This is a genomic window from Nannocystis bainbridge (assembly GCF_028368995.1).
Classification (GTDB): Bacteria; Myxococcota_A; Polyangia; order Nannocystales; family Nannocystaceae; genus Nannocystis; species Nannocystis bainbridge.
The window spans coordinates 2,685,484-2,700,358 of record NZ_JAQNDL010000003.1 but is presented as its reverse complement, the minus strand read 5'-3'; the positions used below and the strand labels follow the sequence as shown (position 1 = coordinate 2,700,358).

Sequence of the window (14,875 nt, the reverse complement as noted above, 5' to 3'; positions counted from 1 at the left end):
CCGCCCGGCGGGCGCGCGCGGCCGAATGCTCGTACGACGTTCCGCGGCGATTCGCGCCCGCGAATCACCGGGGGTGGGGTCACCCAATGGCGATTTGCGCCGACGGCTGCGTCAGCCTTGCTGCATGGCGAAGGCGATGCCGCTCTGCAGGGTGGCGCGAGTCACGATGCCGTCGAGATTGGTGCCGAGGTGGACCAAGGTCTGAGCGACGTCCGGGCGAATGCCCGTGAGGATGACCTCGGCCCCGAGCAGCTTCACCGCGCGAGCGGCCCGCATCAGCGAGTCGGCGACCTGGGTGTCGACCACGGCCACGCCGGTGATGTCGAGGATCGCCGTGCTCGCCCGGGCCTCGCTGATGCCGGCGAGCAGGGTCTCGATGATCCGCTGGGCCCGCGCCGGGTCGATCGAGCCGATCAGCGGCATGGCGACGATCTTGGCGCTGATCGGGATGAGGGGCGTCGAGAGCTCGGCGAGCGTGGCCGCCTGTACCGCGATGATCTCCTCCTGCAGCCGCCGGCGCTCGTTCTCGTCGCGCTTGCGGTCGGTGACGTCGACCCCGAACGAGACCACCTCCTGGAGGGTGCCGTCGGGTCCGTAGCGGTGATAGGAGTTCCACGCCAGGGTCCGCCGCTCGCCGGTGTGCGACTGAATCGTCAGCTCGTAGTCGCTGACGTCGCCGCCCTCGGCCGCGATCTTGAAGTACTCCTCGACCGCCGGGTAAAGGTCGCCGGGGTACAGCAGCGGCATGGTGTTGGTGCCCGCGATCTGTTCGGAGGTCTTGCCGACGATCCGCTCGCAGGTGGCGTTGGCGTAGATGGTCCGCCCGTCCGGGGTGAGCCGCGAGATGAAGGCGGGGGCGTGCTGCACGACGTGCTTGAACACGTCCCGCTCCTGCTCGAGGGCCGCGATGTTCTGCTCCAGCTCGGCCACCCGCCGCCGCAGGGCCTGGATCTCGCTGTCGGACTCCGGGGGGTTCGAGGCGCTGATGTCGTTCATCGCAGCTACTCCGACCCGCCGAGCGGGCCAAAATCCAGGGTACTGACCACGCTCCGCGCTGACCAGCCCCCCCGCGATTGGTGAACATCGGTCCTTGCGATCGCGCAGACATGGCGGTCGCTTCCGCCCTGGGTCGGTGCGACGCACGTATCATCGTACATACGGTGTTATCATCAGCACATTGTCCTGCGCAGTCTGCTGCATGTCTGTTCGAACATGTCTGGACGGACATTGAACAGGGGCTGCAGACCACCGTGCAGCCCCTGCGTGAACGCCGTCGGCCAGAGAAAGCTGCCCGCAAGCGCAGCCAGACGGCCGGAAGCGAGATCCGCCAGGTGGGGTCGGAGAGCCTGCCGACGGCCCGGCCGCGGGCGCGCGCCCGTCGTCCTTGTGCGAACGCTGTGCGAACGCTACCCGGCCCGGTCGTGATGGCGCGAACGACCAAATCGAAGCAGCTCGCAAAACAGCTTCGCGCTGCGAATGGCCGGTCGACGGGCGGTGAAACACCGCGCGCACGGCGAACCCGCCGCAGATGCAGCTCGGGAGAATCTCCGGCGAATTCCGGCCCGGACCGGCGCCGAGCGCGGCGAGATGCCGGAACGGGCCGCGAGAGCCGGTCCATCCCGGCGCAGGCGTGTCGGCAGACTCAGCAGCTTCCCGACGGCGCTCGCATCAGCAGTCTACCCTGTAGATCGCCGGATGACACGCAATCATCGGTGGGGGCACGAGGCCGATCGCAGCACTGTCGGGTTGCTGCATCGGAAACAATCGGCCTCGCGCGACGACCCGGGCGCCGATACCATCCTCGCGATGTCGACCTCTCGATTGCGCGATTTCAGCCGGATCGTCTTCTTCACAGGGGCAGGCATGTCTGCAGAGAGCGGCGTGCCCACCTATCGCGGCGCCGGCGGGATTTGGAAGGAGTACGACTATCGTCGGTATGCCTGTCAGGAGGCGTTCGTCCGCGATCCCGAGGCGGTGTGGGAGTTTCACAACTACCGCCGCGGTCTGGTCGCCCGCTGCGCGCCCAACCTCGGCCACCAGATCGTCGCGCGCAGCGGGCGGCGCTCCGCTCGCGTCACCGTCGTCACCCAGAACATCGACGGTCTGCACGCGCTCGCCGGCAGCAGCGAGATCCTCGAGCTCCACGGCAACCTGTGGCGGGTCCGCTGCGACACGTGCGGCGTCAAGCAGCAGGACGGCCACGTGGTCCGCGAGGTGCTGCGGTGCGACGGTTGCGGCGGCTGGTGGCGGCCCGACATCGTGTGGTTCGGCGACTATCTCCACGAGCCGACCCTCGACGCGGCCCAGGCGGCGATCGCCGCCTGCGATCTGTTCGTCTCGATCGGCACCTCGGCGGTGGTCTACCCCGCCGCGTACTTGCCCGAGTACGCGCGCAAGGCCGGGGCCAGGCGGGTGGAGATCAACCCCGACGAGACGCCGGCCTCGGAGCTCTACGAGCTCCACCTGCGCGGGCCGGCGACCGAGATGCTGACCCGCCTCGCCGACGGCGACGCCGAGCTGCTGGCATGACCGCGCCCGCGACGCTGACCACGGCGCGCCTGCACGGGGCGCGCATCACCGCCGCGGACCGCCCGCTGTACCGCGCGCTGTGGCAGGAGCCCGAGGTCGTGCGCACGCTCGGCGGCCCGCGCACGCTGGCGCAGATCGACGCGAAGATCGATCGCCTGGTGGCGATGTGGCACAGCCACGGCTTCGGCGTCTACACCCTGCGCGAGGGCGACGTCGCGTGCGGCTACGCCGGCCTGGCGCCGACCGACGCGGGCGGTCGCGACAGCGTCGAGATCCTCTATGGATTCGCGCCGGCGGTGTGGCGCCGCGGGCTGGCCACCGAGGTCGCGCGCGCGCTGGTCGAGCTGGCCCTGGGCGAGCTCGGTCTGCCCGAGGTGTGTGGATTCACCTGGACCGAGAACCTCGGCTCGCGCCGCGTGCTCGAGCTGGCCGGGCTGATCTATCGATTCGAGTTCGACCGCGCCGACCTGCCGCACCGCTATTACAGCCTGACGCGATCGCCGGCCCGCGGCTCGCCGCGTGATTCCTGATTGACTGGCACATAGGACATGTTCATGATGACATGCCCTTTTGAGCATGTTAAATAGGACATGTCGTGACGACCAGTCCTCGGCGCCGGGCGTCAGCGTCGCGCGGTGCAGCGGCCGGGGTTCAGCGCTCGTGACCGGCGCGCATTCGCCCTGTGGCGGTGATCGCCGCGGTCGCGTCGTTCGCGGGCCTGTCGCGCGCGATCGACGAGGTCGAACTCGAATGCGTGATCGGAGTGCTCGTGGGCGCGCTCGCGGTCGTCGGAGCGGGGACCGTGGCCCTCGCGCTCGCGCCGGTCGTCGTCCGCGAATTCGCGGCCCGATCGCCCTTGAGACCGCCTGTGGCGCCCGCCGGGGCGATGGGGAGGAGCCCGCGCGAGCGATGGGTCATGCCCCGTCGTCGTACGCGAGCGGGGCCGTGATGACCGTGTGAGAACTCGCGTCCGTGGTGCGCCGCGCGGGTGGGTGTGGGTCCTATCGTGAGCCTCTGCTCGAGGTGTCTCGCATGCACATCGTCTCTCCGCGGCTCGCTCCTCTCGGCTCGCTCCTGCTCCTGCTCGCTGCTTGCGGCGACTCGGGCCGCGGCGAGACCACCCTCCCGGTCACCGGGGTGTCGTCGATCGCCAGCATCGGCCCGACGGGCAGCCCGACCACCGACGAGCCCGGCACCGAGTCCGGGACCAGCAACCCCACGACCACCGCCGGCACGACCAGCCCCACCGCGCCGACCGACGCCACCTCGGTGAGCAGCGACACGACCCCGAAGTTCGACTTCGGCAACGAGATGCAGCCCGATTTCGGCGGGCCGGACGACGGGCCGATCATCCCCGAGACGTGCGAGCAGGCGAGCGCCGGCAAGAGCACCGTGGGCTGTCGCTTCTACGCCGTCGACATGGACTCGCACGACTCGGTCGAGACCTCGCAGTACGCGATCGCCGTCGCCAACGTCCAGCTGGCGGCCAGCGCCAACGTCGTCGTCGAGGTCAAGAACGGCGGGGTGTGGACCACTGTCGGCGGGCCGCAGCCGGTCGGTCCGCTGTCGCTGCACACCTTCAACTTGCCCGACCGTCACATCGACGACTCCGGCGTCAACCCGGGCGGCTCGTATCGCGTCACCTCCGACGTCCCGGTCGTCGCCTATCAGTTCAACCCGGTCGACGGCGCCTCCTCGTACCTCTCGGACGCGGCGATGCTGTACCCCGCGGCCGCGCTCGACACGATCAATCGCGTGACCGCGTGGAAATCGATGTACGACAACACCAACGGCTTTCAGCACAGCTACGTGACCGTCATCGCCACCGTCGACGGGACCATGGTCCAGGTCGAGCCCAGCGTCGTGACCGCGGCCGGCCCGAGCGTGCCGCAGGGGGCTCCGGGGGCGCCGTTCGTGATCCCGCTCAACGAGGGCGACGTGCTGTCGGTCGCCGTGCAGTCGATCCCCGACAGCATGACCGGCACCAAGATCAACAGCAACGAGAATCACCCCGTCGCCGTGTTCGCCGGCCAGGAGTGCGCGCTCATCCCCGAGTCGACCTGCTGCTGCGATCACATGGAGGAGCAGCTGGCCGGCGTGCGCCAGTGGGGCAAGCACTTCATCGCCTCGCGCATGCCGATCCGCAGCCCCGGCGCGCCCGAGAACACGCTGTGGCAGATCTACGCCTCCGAGCCGAACACCAACGTCACCATCCACGCCGACCCGGGGGTCTCGGGCATCCCCGCGACCAACTTCGTGCTCAACGCCAACCAGATGAGCGAGTTCTACGCCACCGGGCCGGCGACCGAGCCTGGTGACTTCGAGGTCATCGCCGACAAGCCGATCGCCGTCTACGGCTACATGGTCGGCGCCGAGGCGTTCGGCAGCTCGATCGGCGACCCGGCGATGGTGCAGATGGCGCCCGTCGAGCAGTACCTGCCGCGCTACGTCGTCCTCGTGCCCGGCACCTGGATCACCGACGTCGCCGTCATCACCCGCCCGGTCGGCGCCCCGATCACCATGGATGGTGTCCCGATCTCCGACGCCGAGTTCAACCCCGTCGGCGCCAGCGGCTACGAGGTCGCGCGCATCACCTGCCCTGACGGCGTGCACGTGTTCGACGGCGGCGACTCACCGTTCCAGGTCATCATCGTCGGCTACGACCAGCACGACTCGTACGCGTATCTGGGCGGCACCGGCACCGGCAAGATCAACCCCAACCCGCCCGGCTGATCGGCCGAGCCCTCAGGGCGAACCTGCCGCCGCCGCGCACCGGTGCAGGCGGCCGCGGCGAGCCGGGCGCGGAGGGCTGCGAGGCCCGTCGGGCGCTCCGTGAGCGGGAGCTCGGGAGCGGCCCTCGGCGTCGTCAGCACCTGTCTGATGGGACATGGGCGATGCCGAAGCCGGAGTCATGAATCGGCGGCGCCTCGCCCGGCGAGCGATCGCCGCGGCTCACCGCGCCTGGACGATCAGCTGCAGCAAATCACCGACCTGGCGGTGGCGGGCGATGGTTCGGCGCAGGGGCTGGCGCTGATGCACCAAGTAACGGTTGCGCCGGCCGTTGCGCTCGCGGGTGATGTACCCTGAGGTCGCCAACTCTTTCACGATTCGCTGGACACCACGCTCGGTCAGGCCGACTTCGGCGGCGACATCGCACAGACGAATCTCGGGGTCTTGCGCCAGGCACAGCAAGACGTGCGCGTGATTGGTCAGGAAGGTCCAGCCATCTGGGTTCTCGGGCATGAGCTCACTCATCGGTCAAATCCAGGGGGTCTTCGATGGTGCGGCAAGGGGCTGGAGGCGTCAACGCCGAGATTTCCGGCTGTGCTCACGTGGTGACCGCATGTGAACCGCCGATCACGCTCAGCCGCAGGTCGGCGCGACGAAGGCGCAGATCAGCGAGCTCAGCCGTATAGAAGAACTCGGATGCCCCGAATGCGGGTCGGAGCTCGTCCAGCCACGCGGCGTCGGGGTCGTATTCGGCGAAGAAGATGCGCCCCACCCACTCCGGGTTGCGCCCTTGGAGTACACGTAGGACAAAGTAGCGACGACCGTCAATTTCGGTCACGCCATCAAGGAGGATCTTTCCTGGCGTCGCTGACATGGAAGGCCCCCGCACGCTGCGACACAGGCCCGAGAGCTGGCGGTAGGCGCCCTGGTAGATGTTCAGCGCGCGGTCCAGCGGGACCTTGAAGTACTCCTTGGGGCCCGTGTCGCGCTCGACGAACATGTAATAAGGGACAGCTCCGTGGCGGACCTGCGTGCGCCACAGCTCGGCCCACACGTCGGGGTCGTCGTTGACGTGGCGGATGAGCGGCGCCTGACAGCGCACGACGGCGCCCGCCTCGCGCACCCGCTGCAGCGCCCGCGCCGCGGCCGGCGTCGCCAGCTCGCGCGGGTGGCTGTAGTGGGCCATCACGGCCACGTGCTTGCCCGCGGCCTCGATCTCGCCGAACAGGCGCAGCAGGTCGTCGGCGTCGGGGTCGGTGAGGAAGCGGGCCGGCCAGTACGCCAGCGCCTTGGTGCCGAAGCGGATGTGAGCCAGGTTCGGCAGGTCGGCCTTGAGCAGCGGCTCGACGTAGCGCCGCAGCACGCTGGTGCGCATCACCAGCGGGTCGCCGCCGGTGAACAGCACGTCGCTGACCTCGGGGTGACGCCGGAGGTACTCGACCAGCGAGTCGGCCTCGCGCGTGGCGAACTTGAGGTCGTCGAGGCCGACGAACTGGGCCCAGCGGAAGCAATACGTACAGTACGCGTGGCACGTCTGGCCCTGCGCCGGGAAGAACAGTACCGTCTGGCGGTACTTGTGCTGCAGCCCGCGCTGCTCGACGCCGGCCTCGATCGGCACGTTGAGGTCGACCTGGCCGGCCGGGTGCGGGTTCATGGCCCGCTGGATCGTCCGCGCCCGCGCCTGCACCGCCGCGTCGTCGCCGCGGCGCAGCAGGTCGACCAACGCGCTCACGTCGGCCTCGTGCAGCATCTCCGCCTGCGGGATCGTCAATTGATACATCGGGTCGTCAGGGACCCGCGACCAATCGATCAATTGCTCGAGCACGTAGGCGTTGACGCGGAACGGCAGCACCTGCGCGACCGCCCGCAGGCGCAGCCGCGCCTCCTCGGGCAGGCCGCGCAATTGCGGGATCACGTCGATGTCGCGCGCCGTGAAGGCGCGATAGGTCCCCAGATTCAATGCGCCGTCCGGCATCGGATCCTCCGAGCGAGCCCGACCGTGCGATTCGCCGATCGGGCGGATGAGGCGCCGGCCGGGCGCGGGCGAGACGCCGCACGAGAGTCCGCACGATCTGTCCGCCGGCGCGCTGCCGCCGCTGTGCGCTGATTGAGCAGCAACTTAACATGGGGCCTGATGCCACCGCAAGGATCAATCGCCGGAATTTTGCGCGCAATGCGATTGACGAACCGACGTTCATTACAATCACGATTGGCGTTACGCGTGCGTAATGCGACCGAGGAGATTCATGAATCTGTCCCGAGGGACATGTGAGCGAGATCGTCGGTTGCCGCGGGGGCGCGGGGGCGTTATAACCGGCCCCTGCGCGGGCGGCGGCCCGGCGGAGGGAGAACGACGCATGTGTGGAATCCTCGCGGTCTTCGGGGCCGTCGATGACGCGATCCTCTCGCGAGCGACAGCCGCGAGCGAGCGGCTGACGCACCGAGGCCCGGACGGGCACGGGAGGCACTACTTGCCGGGGGTCGGCGCGCTGCTGCACCGGCGGCTTTCGATCATGGACCCGGCCTCGGGCCGGCAGCCGCTGTTCGGGCGCGACGGCGCCGCCGTGGTCCACAACGGCGAGATCTACAACCACGCCGCCCTGCGCGCCGGGCTGCAGGCGGCGGGGCGGGTGTTCCGCACCGGCTCCGACAGCGAGGTCCTGGCCCACCTGTTCGAGGCCCAGGGCGACGCGTTCGTCGACAAGCTCGACGGCGTGTTCGCGCTGGCGGCCCTGCGCGACGACGACTGGCTGGTCGCGCGCGACCCGATCGGCGTAAAGCCGCTCTACTACGGCCGCGACCGCGCCGGCAACCTGTGGTTCGCGTCCGAGCTCAAGGTCCTGGCCGGCGAGTGCGAGTGGTTCGAGGTGTTCCCGCCCGGCCACGTCTACACCCGCCGCGGCGGGCTGCGCCGCTGGTACGAGCGGACATGGCTCGAAGGACAGGCGGATTACCGGCGCGACGCCGCCGGCCTGCGCGAGCGGTTCGAGGCGGCGGTCGACAAGCGGCTGATGAGCGACGTGCCGCTCGGGGTGCTGCTGTCGGGCGGGCTCGACTCGAGCCTGGTGGCGGCGCTGGCGGCCCGACTGGCGCGGCGGCGCGACCCGGACGCGCGCCTGATGTCGTTCGCGATCGGGGTCGACGGCGACTCGCCGGACCTGCGGGCGGCGCGGGACGTGGCGGCGTTCGTCGGCACCGACCACCACGAGGTCCGGCTCGACCTCGACGAGGGCGTCGCGGCGCTGCGCGACATCGTCTGGCACACCGAATCGTATGACATCCCGACGGTGCGGGCGAGCATCCCGATGTATTGCCTCAGCCGCTACATCAAGGACCAGGGGGTCAAGGTGGTGCTGTCGGGCGAGGGCTCCGACGAGGTGTTCGGCGGTTACCTCTACTTCTACTTCGCCGAGGGCGAGGAGGCGTTTTTCCGCGAGACGGTCGAGCGGGTCAAGAACCTCCACCTCAGCGACGTCCTGCGCGCCGACAAGAGCACGATGGCGCACGGCGTCGAGGCGCGGGTGCCGTTCCTCGACCTCGCCTTCCTCGACCTGGCGATGACGATCGATCCGGCGCTCAAGCGGCCGCTGCGGGCCGAGCCCGGGCGCGAGGCGCGGATGGAGAAGGCGCTGCTGCGGGCGGCGTTCGCCGATCCGGCCGACCCGCTGCTGCCGCCGGCGGTGCTGTGGCGGCAAAAAGAGCAGTTCTCCGACGGGGTCGGCTACGGCTGGGTCGAGCGCCTCAAGGCCCACGCCGAGGCGACGGTCTCGGACCTGCATCTGGCCGAGGCCGGGCGCCGGTTCCCGCACGAGACGCCGACCACCAAGGAGGGCTACCTTTACCGCTCGCTGTTCGCCGAGCTGTTCCCCGGCGAGCACGCGGCCCGCTGCGTGCGGCGGTGGGTGCCGCGCTGGCAGGCCGACGCCGACAGCTCCGGCCGCGCCAACCCGCTCCACAACAGCGCCGTCCGCGAGGACAGGCAAGCTGCTCGAAAGGCCAGGTGATCGAATGCACGGCCGAGCCAGCCTCAACCTCCAGGTCCGCGGCCTGTCGCCGTCGGCCACGGTGGCGATCAACGAGCGCAGCAACGACCTCCTCGCCGCCGGACGCGAGGTGTTCAAGCTCGGGCTCGGCCAGTCGCCGTTCCCGGTGCCGGACAGCGTGGTCGAGGCGCTGCGGGCCCACGCGACGCGCAAGGAGTACATGCCGGTGCGCGGGCTGCCGGCGCTGCGCGAGGCGGTCGCGGCCTACCATCAGCGCGGGGTCGCCGGCGAGCGCGAGTACAGCGGCGATCACGTGCTGGTCGCCCCCGGCAGCAAGGAGCTGATGTTCATCACCCAGCTGGCGTTCTACGGCGACCTGGTGCTGCCGTCGCCGGCGTGGGTGTCGTACTCGCCGCAGGCGCGCATCATCGGCCGGCAGGTGGTGTGGCTGCCGACGCGGGCCGACAACGGCTGGAAGCTGACGCCGGCCGACGTCGACGGGCTGTGCCGGCGCGACGCCGGGCGCCCGCGGGTGCTGATCCTCAACTACCCGTCGAACCCGACCGGGCAGACCTACGACGCCGACGAGCTGGCGGCGCTGGCCGAGGTCCTGCGCGCGCACGAGGTGCTGGTGGTGTCCGACGAGATCTACGGCGAGCTGCACCACGACGGCGCTCACACGTCGATCGCCCGCTTCTACCCCGAGGGCACGATCATCAGCTCGGGCCTCAGCAAGTGGTGCGGGGCCGGCGGTTGGCGCCTCGGCACGTTCCTGTTCCCGCGCGAGCTGCAGTGGCTGCAGCAGGCGATGATCGCGGTCGCCAGCGAGACGTACACCTCGACCAGCGCGCCGATCCAGTGCGCCGCGGTGACCGCGTTCGGATTCGGCCCGGACATCGCCGCCTACGTGGCCCACGAGCAGGCGATCTTGAAGGCGCTCGGCGGCTGGTGCCACCGGCGCTTGCTCGCCGGCGGGGTCGCCTGCGCGGCTCCGCAGGGCGGGTTCTACCTGTTCCCAGACTTCTCCGGCCAGGCCGACGCGCTGCGCCGGCGCGGGATCGCCGGCGGCGAGGCGCTGTGCGAGCGCCTGCTCGAAGAGACAGGTGTGGCCATTCTCCCGGGCAGCGACTTCGGCCGGCCGTTCGGCGACTGGACGGCGCGCCTGGCCTACGTCGATTTCGACGGGGCGGCGGCGCTGGCCGGCCACGACCCGGCGGCGACGATCGACGAGGCGTGGCTGCGCCGGCACGCGCCGCGGGTGCTGACGGCGATCGATCGCCTGGCGGCGTTCGTCGCCTGAGGCGAAATCACGTGTCCCGGAGGACAGCTCCGGGCACGGCCGTCTCACATGTCCCGGAGGACAGCTCCGGGCGCAGTCGCGAAATAACATGTCCCGGAGGACAGCTCCGGGCGCGGCCTCGATAAAAGAATCACTCGGCGGCGATCGGCAGGGTCAGCAACGGGGCGGCGCCCTTGATCTCGCCCGACTGCAGCTCGAGCACCTGGGCGATGAAGGAGAACGTCGACTTGGAGTCGAGGTCGTTGTCGGCGATCCAGAACCACAGGCCGCGGTAGTACACCGAGACGTAGGCGTTCTTGGGCTCCTGCGTGCCGTGGCGGACGCGCATCAGCGTGCCTGTGAGGCGGGCCCAGTCGAACACGGCGCCCTTGGCGTCGCGGGTGACCGGCACGCGGCCGACGGCGTAATCCTCGGCCGGGACCTCGACCCCGTGCGAGACGTAGTACATGCCGCCGAGCAGCGAGCGCGGGACCAGCAGCACCGCCCCCTCGCCCGGGCGCGGGGACTCGGTGAGGGTGATCGTGTAGCGGGGCTCGGCCAGGCCGAACAGCGCGCACAGCCGGGCGACCCGCCCCTCGGCGTCGGGGCGGCGGGTGAAGGTCAGGGTGAGGGCGTCGCCGGCGACGCTGGGCAGGTAGTTGAGGTCGACCAGGCCGTCGACCCACAAGGAGCGCATCAACTCGGTGGCGGTGAAGAAGGCCTCGTACTCGGGCGCGTGCGAGGGGGTCGGGCCGGACGCGCGCGGGGCGTTCTGCAGCGGCCCGAGCTTCTGCACGAACACGCGGAAGATGCGATCGATGGCCCAGCCGGCGTGGTAGAGCAGGAGGATGTCGCTCAGCTGAATGGGGCTCAGGAACTGAGTGCCGAAGCGCGAGCCCTGCAGCGGGGCGTAGGTGATGGTCGGGCGCTCGATATAGGTGACGGCGGTGCCGGGGGCGACCGATCTGCCGACGGTGCCGACATTGCCGCCGACGGCGGCGCCGAGCTCGAGCGAGAGGCTGCTGGAGATGCTGGTGACCTCGAGGAACAGCGGGGCGTCGCGGTAGCGCAGGCGGACCAGGTTGAGCAGCAGCTGCTCGCTGTTGGTCTGCTGAATCGCGGTGTTGTAGGTGCCGCGGCCGTAGCGGAGCGAGCGCGGGCCGAAGGTCTGGCAGGCGAGGAGGAGCGCCGCCATGGCGGCCAGGGTCCGGATTGTCGCTGCGCGCTTCACTGCGGGGGCGAGGATACCCGAGAACGCGACCGCCGCCGCCTCATGCCGACGAGGCCGAGAAGCAGGCCCAGCGGGGCCGCAGGACCGCCGGTGCTGCAGCCGCAACCCGCGCCCTCGACGGCCCCGCCGCTGTCGCTGGCCCCGTCGGTCAGGCCCGTGGCGTCGGCATCGGTGGTGCCCGACGTCGTGTTCGTGGTGGTGGGCTCGTGCTCGCCGGTGCCGCTGCCTCCGCTCGAGGTCTGGGCGCCGGTGGTCGGGGCGCAGGCGAGGCCGCCGTCGCCGTCGCAGTCGTTGTCGATGCAATCGTCGGGGTCCTCGACGGCGCCCGGCCAGCGCGATGGATCGGCGTCGTCGCAATCGCCGGCGCAGACGCGCACGCCGTCGCCGTCGCCGTCGACCTCGTCGGCCGGGAGGTCGCCGTCGCAGTCATTGTCGCGACCGTCACACACCTCGGCGGCCCCGGGGTGGCGCGCCGGGTCGGCGTCGTCGCAGTCGTCGCCGCCGCAAGCGACCGCGTAGTGACCATCGCGGTCGCCGTCGGTGCAGGTGCAATGGAGGCCGGCAGCCGCGGGGCCGCCGATCATGCCCCAGCCGCGGTCGTTGTCGGGCGCGTCGGGTTGCGAGGCGGTGGCGCGCAGCAGCGCCAGCATCTGGGCCGGGGTGAGCTCGGGGTAGGCCTCGAGCAGCAATGCGCCGACGCCAGCGGCCAGCGGGGTGGCGAGGCTGGTGCCGTTGCCCTGGGTATATTCATTGTCGGTACCCGGCTGGACCATCCATACGCCCTGACCCGGAGCCAGCAGGTCGGGCTTGATCCGGCCGTCGCTGGTGGGACCGCGCGAGGAGAAGCCGGCGACCTGGCCCTCGAGGTCGGTGGCCCCGAGCGCGATGATGCCGTCGACGTCGGCCGGGGCGATCAGCGTGCCCGGCTCGGGGCCCTCGTTGCCGTTGGCGGTGAACATGACGAGGCCGTTGGCGAGCGCCACCGCGGCGGCCTGCGAGACGACGGCGGTCTTGCCGTCGTATTGCGGGTGCTCGTACCATTCGTAGTAGCCGAGCGAGGCGGTGAACAGGTCGGCGCCCATGCCCTCGATCCACTCGAGGCCGGCGACGTAAAGATCTTCCTCGTAGGGCTGCTCCTCGCCGATGCGCTCGGTCTTGCTGAGGATGACCGAGGCGCCCGGGGCGACGCCGGAGAAGGCGTCGCCGTCGTCGCCGGCCAGCAGCGACAGCACGACGGTGCCGTGGCGATCCTGGCCCTCGTCGTCGCCCGGCTGGTCGGCGACCTCGTCGTCGCCCTGCACGAAATCGCGGGCGGCCAGCACGTGCAGACCGGCGAAGGCGGCGTGCTGCAGCGAGAAGCCGCTGTCCTGCACGCCGATCACCACGCCGGCGCCGGTCAGGCCACACGCGTGCAGGGCCGGGACGCCGAGCAGGGCGAGCTGGGTCTCGGCGACGCCGTAGGCCGCGGAGGCCGGCGACTGTTCGGTCCAGGCCGGGGCGTGATCGTGGCCGCGCGTGCGCGCGACGGGGCGCATGCCGGCGACGAACGGCAAGCCGGCGATCGCGGCCCGCTGGGCGGCGTCGGCGTCGACGCTGACGGCGTTGAGCCAGCGCGAGGTGGCACGGATCTGCACGCCGGTGGCGACGACGGCCTGCAGGTACGGGGAGGCGAGCGGGAGATCGCGGACGTCGACGCCACGGTCGCCGCGGACCCGCATTCGCCGGCGCAGCGCTCGCGGCGCGAGCTGCTCGGCGCGCCGCTCGAGCGCGGGCTGCAATTCACCGGCGGTGACCTGTTTGTCGGCGAAGAACACCCAGGTCGGAGGGTCGGACGCCAGCGAGGTCGAGGCGAGCGCGAGAACGGCGATCGAGAGCACGAGGCGGCCTTTCCCACCGCCAGCCCCTGCCGGCGACGGCAGCGCATTATCGCCGCGGGGCCGCAGAGAATGGGAAGGCTGCGGTCGAAAATGTGTGAGACTTGTCTCGGTTTTTCGCCCCAAGGCGGCGATTGTCGGTACCCGCCACGGCAACGAAATCGCGGCAGCCGGCGGTGCTCCAGGACGGGTCGCCGCCCCGGTGGCAGGAGAACGGCGATCGGCGGCGATGGCGAGGCCCCCGCCTTGATAGACTGCGTGGCCGTGACGGAACGACAGGACGAAGTCGAGGCGCTGCGGGCCGCCCTGGGCGCAGCGCAGGCCCGCGTGGCCGAGCTCGAGCACGCGAACCACCAGCTCGCGCTCTACGAACGGCTGCTGCGCGAGCGGCTCGAGGGGCTGGTCGCCCACATCCCGGGCATCCTGTGGGAGAGCTACTTCGAACAATCACCGCAGCGCATGACCGTCGATTGGGTCAGCGATCGCATCCATGCGATGTCGGGCTATTCGGTCGATGAATGGAAGCAGCCCAACTTTTGGGTCGAGCTGATCCACCCCGAGGATCGCGAGCAGGCGCTGGGCCAGGCGCACGCGATCTTCAAGGACGGCACCGGCGAATCGTCGTACCGCTGGGTCACCCGCGACGGCCGCACATTGTGGGTCACGAGCCGGATGTCGCTGATCCGCAGCGACGACGGGACGCCGATCGGGCTGCGCGGGGTGACGATGGACGAGACCGACATCAAGCAGGCGGAGGGCCAGCGGGTCGAGATGCGCATGCGCGAGGAGGTGATCCGCGCCCAGGACGAGGCCCTGCTGGCGCTGTCGACCCCGCTGATCCCGATCGACGAGGAGACGGTGGTGATGCCGCTGATCGGCGCGCTCGACCCCCGCCGGGTCGAGCGGGTGCTGCAGACGCTGCTCGACGGGGTGGCGACGACGCGGGCGCGCACGGTGATCCTCGACATTACAGGCGTGTCGGAGATCGACGCGCAGACGGCCGATGCGCTGCTCCGGGCCGCCCGTAGCGCGGCGCTGCTGGGCGCCGAGGCGGTGCTGACGGGGATCCGCCCGGGGCTGGCGGCGACGCTGGTGAGCCTCGGGGCCGACCTCGGATCGATCGTCAGCCTGGGGTCGCTCAAGGCAGGTATCGCGTATGCAATGAATCGCCGGCGGCGATAGTATGATGCGACGTGCGAAAACGCTCTGAATGGCGGGACCCGGCGCCCTCCGCAGACGCGCCCCGCGA

The 14,875-nt window shown here is 70.6% G+C and carries 12 protein-coding genes; 7 read left to right on the top strand and 5 right to left on the bottom strand.

Annotated elements, in window-relative coordinates; genetic code table 11:
- Positions 1-111: 111 nt before the first annotated feature.
- Complete coding sequence (locus POL25_RS35955) at positions 112-996, bottom strand: PAS domain S-box protein (protein WP_272090872.1); 885 nt, start codon at positions 994-996, stop codon at positions 112-114.
- An 810-nt stretch (positions 997-1,806) separates the two neighbouring features.
- Here POL25_RS35955 and POL25_RS35950 point away from each other — a divergent pair.
- From POL25_RS35950 to POL25_RS35935, 4 genes are all read left to right on the top strand, one after another.
- Positions 1,807-2,529: an SIR2 family NAD-dependent protein deacylase gene (locus tag POL25_RS35950; RefSeq protein WP_272090871.1), complete on the top strand. Its 723-nt coding sequence runs from the start codon at positions 1,807-1,809 to the stop codon at positions 2,527-2,529.
- Positions 2,526-3,059, top strand: a complete 534-nt coding sequence (locus tag POL25_RS35945) for a GNAT family N-acetyltransferase (RefSeq protein WP_272090870.1) — start codon at positions 2,526-2,528, stop codon at positions 3,057-3,059. Before POL25_RS35950 ends, POL25_RS35945 begins: the two co-directional genes overlap by 4 nt.
- 152 nt (positions 3,060-3,211) lie before the next feature.
- Positions 3,212-3,478: a hypothetical protein gene (locus tag POL25_RS35940; protein ID WP_272090869.1), complete on the top strand. Its 267-nt coding sequence runs from the start codon at positions 3,212-3,214 to the stop codon at positions 3,476-3,478.
- Positions 3,479-3,561: 83 nt separating this feature from the next.
- The gene (locus tag POL25_RS35935; RefSeq protein ID WP_272090868.1) at positions 3,562-5,262 is read left to right on the top strand and encodes an IgGFc-binding protein; all 1,701 of its coding nucleotides are present in this window, start codon (positions 3,562-3,564) and stop codon (positions 5,260-5,262) included.
- Positions 5,263-5,481: 219 nt separating this feature from the next.
- Here POL25_RS35935 and POL25_RS35930 read toward each other — a convergent pair whose 3' ends face one another.
- Both POL25_RS35930 and POL25_RS35925 read right to left on the bottom strand, forming a co-directional pair.
- Complete coding sequence (locus tag POL25_RS35930; protein ID WP_272090867.1) at positions 5,482-5,772, bottom strand: helix-turn-helix transcriptional regulator; 291 nt, start codon at positions 5,770-5,772, stop codon at positions 5,482-5,484.
- 85 nt (positions 5,773-5,857) lie between these two features.
- Positions 5,858-7,234: a KamA family radical SAM protein gene (locus POL25_RS35925; protein ID WP_272090866.1), complete on the bottom strand. Its 1,377-nt coding sequence runs from the start codon at positions 7,232-7,234 to the stop codon at positions 5,858-5,860.
- 382 nt (positions 7,235-7,616) lie between these two features.
- Here POL25_RS35925 and asnB point away from each other — a divergent pair, with 382 nt between their 5' ends.
- A complete protein-coding gene (asnB, locus tag POL25_RS35920; protein ID WP_272090865.1) occupies positions 7,617-9,263 on the top strand; it encodes an asparagine synthase B in 1,647 nt (548 codons plus the stop codon).
- A gap of 4 nt (positions 9,264-9,267) precedes the next feature.
- Complete coding sequence (locus tag POL25_RS35915; protein ID WP_272090864.1) at positions 9,268-10,542, top strand: pyridoxal phosphate-dependent aminotransferase; 1,275 nt, start codon at positions 9,268-9,270, stop codon at positions 10,540-10,542.
- A 130-nt stretch (positions 10,543-10,672) separates the two neighbouring features.
- Here the strand turns inward: POL25_RS35915 and POL25_RS35910 are convergent, their stop codons facing one another.
- On the bottom strand, positions 10,673-11,716 hold the full coding sequence (locus POL25_RS35910; protein WP_272090863.1) for a hypothetical protein: 1,044 nt from the start codon (positions 11,714-11,716) through the stop codon (positions 10,673-10,675).
- A 32-nt stretch (positions 11,717-11,748) separates the two neighbouring features.
- Positions 11,749-13,629 carry a S8 family serine peptidase gene (locus POL25_RS35905; RefSeq protein ID WP_272090862.1) on the bottom strand — a complete coding sequence of 627 codons (1,881 nt, stop codon included), beginning with the start codon at positions 13,627-13,629 and terminating at the stop codon, positions 11,749-11,751.
- Between the two features lie 261 nt (positions 13,630-13,890).
- On the opposite strand from POL25_RS35905, the gene POL25_RS35900 reads away from it, so the two are divergent.
- A complete protein-coding gene (locus tag POL25_RS35900) occupies positions 13,891-14,808 on the top strand; it encodes a PAS domain-containing protein (protein ID WP_272090861.1) in 918 nt (305 codons plus the stop codon).
- Positions 14,809-14,875 lie beyond the last annotated feature (67 nt).

What these genes read in the sequence shown, in the direction of transcription:
- POL25_RS35930 (WP_272090867.1), bottom strand. Translation starts at nt 5,772, where the DNA reads ATGCCCGAGAACCCAGATGGCTGGACCTTCCTGACCAATCACGCGCAC.
- POL25_RS35935 (WP_272090868.1), top strand. Translation starts at nt 3,562, where the DNA reads ATGCACATCGTCTCTCCGCGGCTCGCTCCTCTCGGCTCGCTCCTGCTC.
- POL25_RS35915 (WP_272090864.1), top strand. Translation starts at nt 9,268, where the DNA reads ATGCACGGCCGAGCCAGCCTCAACCTCCAGGTCCGCGGCCTGTCGCCG.
- POL25_RS35910 (WP_272090863.1), bottom strand. Translation starts at nt 11,716, where the DNA reads ATGGCGGCGCTCCTCCTCGCCTGCCAGACCTTCGGCCCGCGCTCGCTC.
- POL25_RS35925 (WP_272090866.1), bottom strand. Translation starts at nt 7,234, where the DNA reads ATGCCGGACGGCGCATTGAATCTGGGGACCTATCGCGCCTTCACGGCG.
- POL25_RS35950 (WP_272090871.1), top strand. Translation starts at nt 1,807, where the DNA reads ATGTCGACCTCTCGATTGCGCGATTTCAGCCGGATCGTCTTCTTCACA.
- asnB (WP_272090865.1), top strand. Translation starts at nt 7,617, where the DNA reads ATGTGTGGAATCCTCGCGGTCTTCGGGGCCGTCGATGACGCGATCCTC.
- POL25_RS35955 (WP_272090872.1), bottom strand. Translation starts at nt 996, where the DNA reads ATGAACGACATCAGCGCCTCGAACCCCCCGGAGTCCGACAGCGAGATC.
- POL25_RS35945 (WP_272090870.1), top strand. Translation starts at nt 2,526, where the DNA reads ATGACCGCGCCCGCGACGCTGACCACGGCGCGCCTGCACGGGGCGCGC.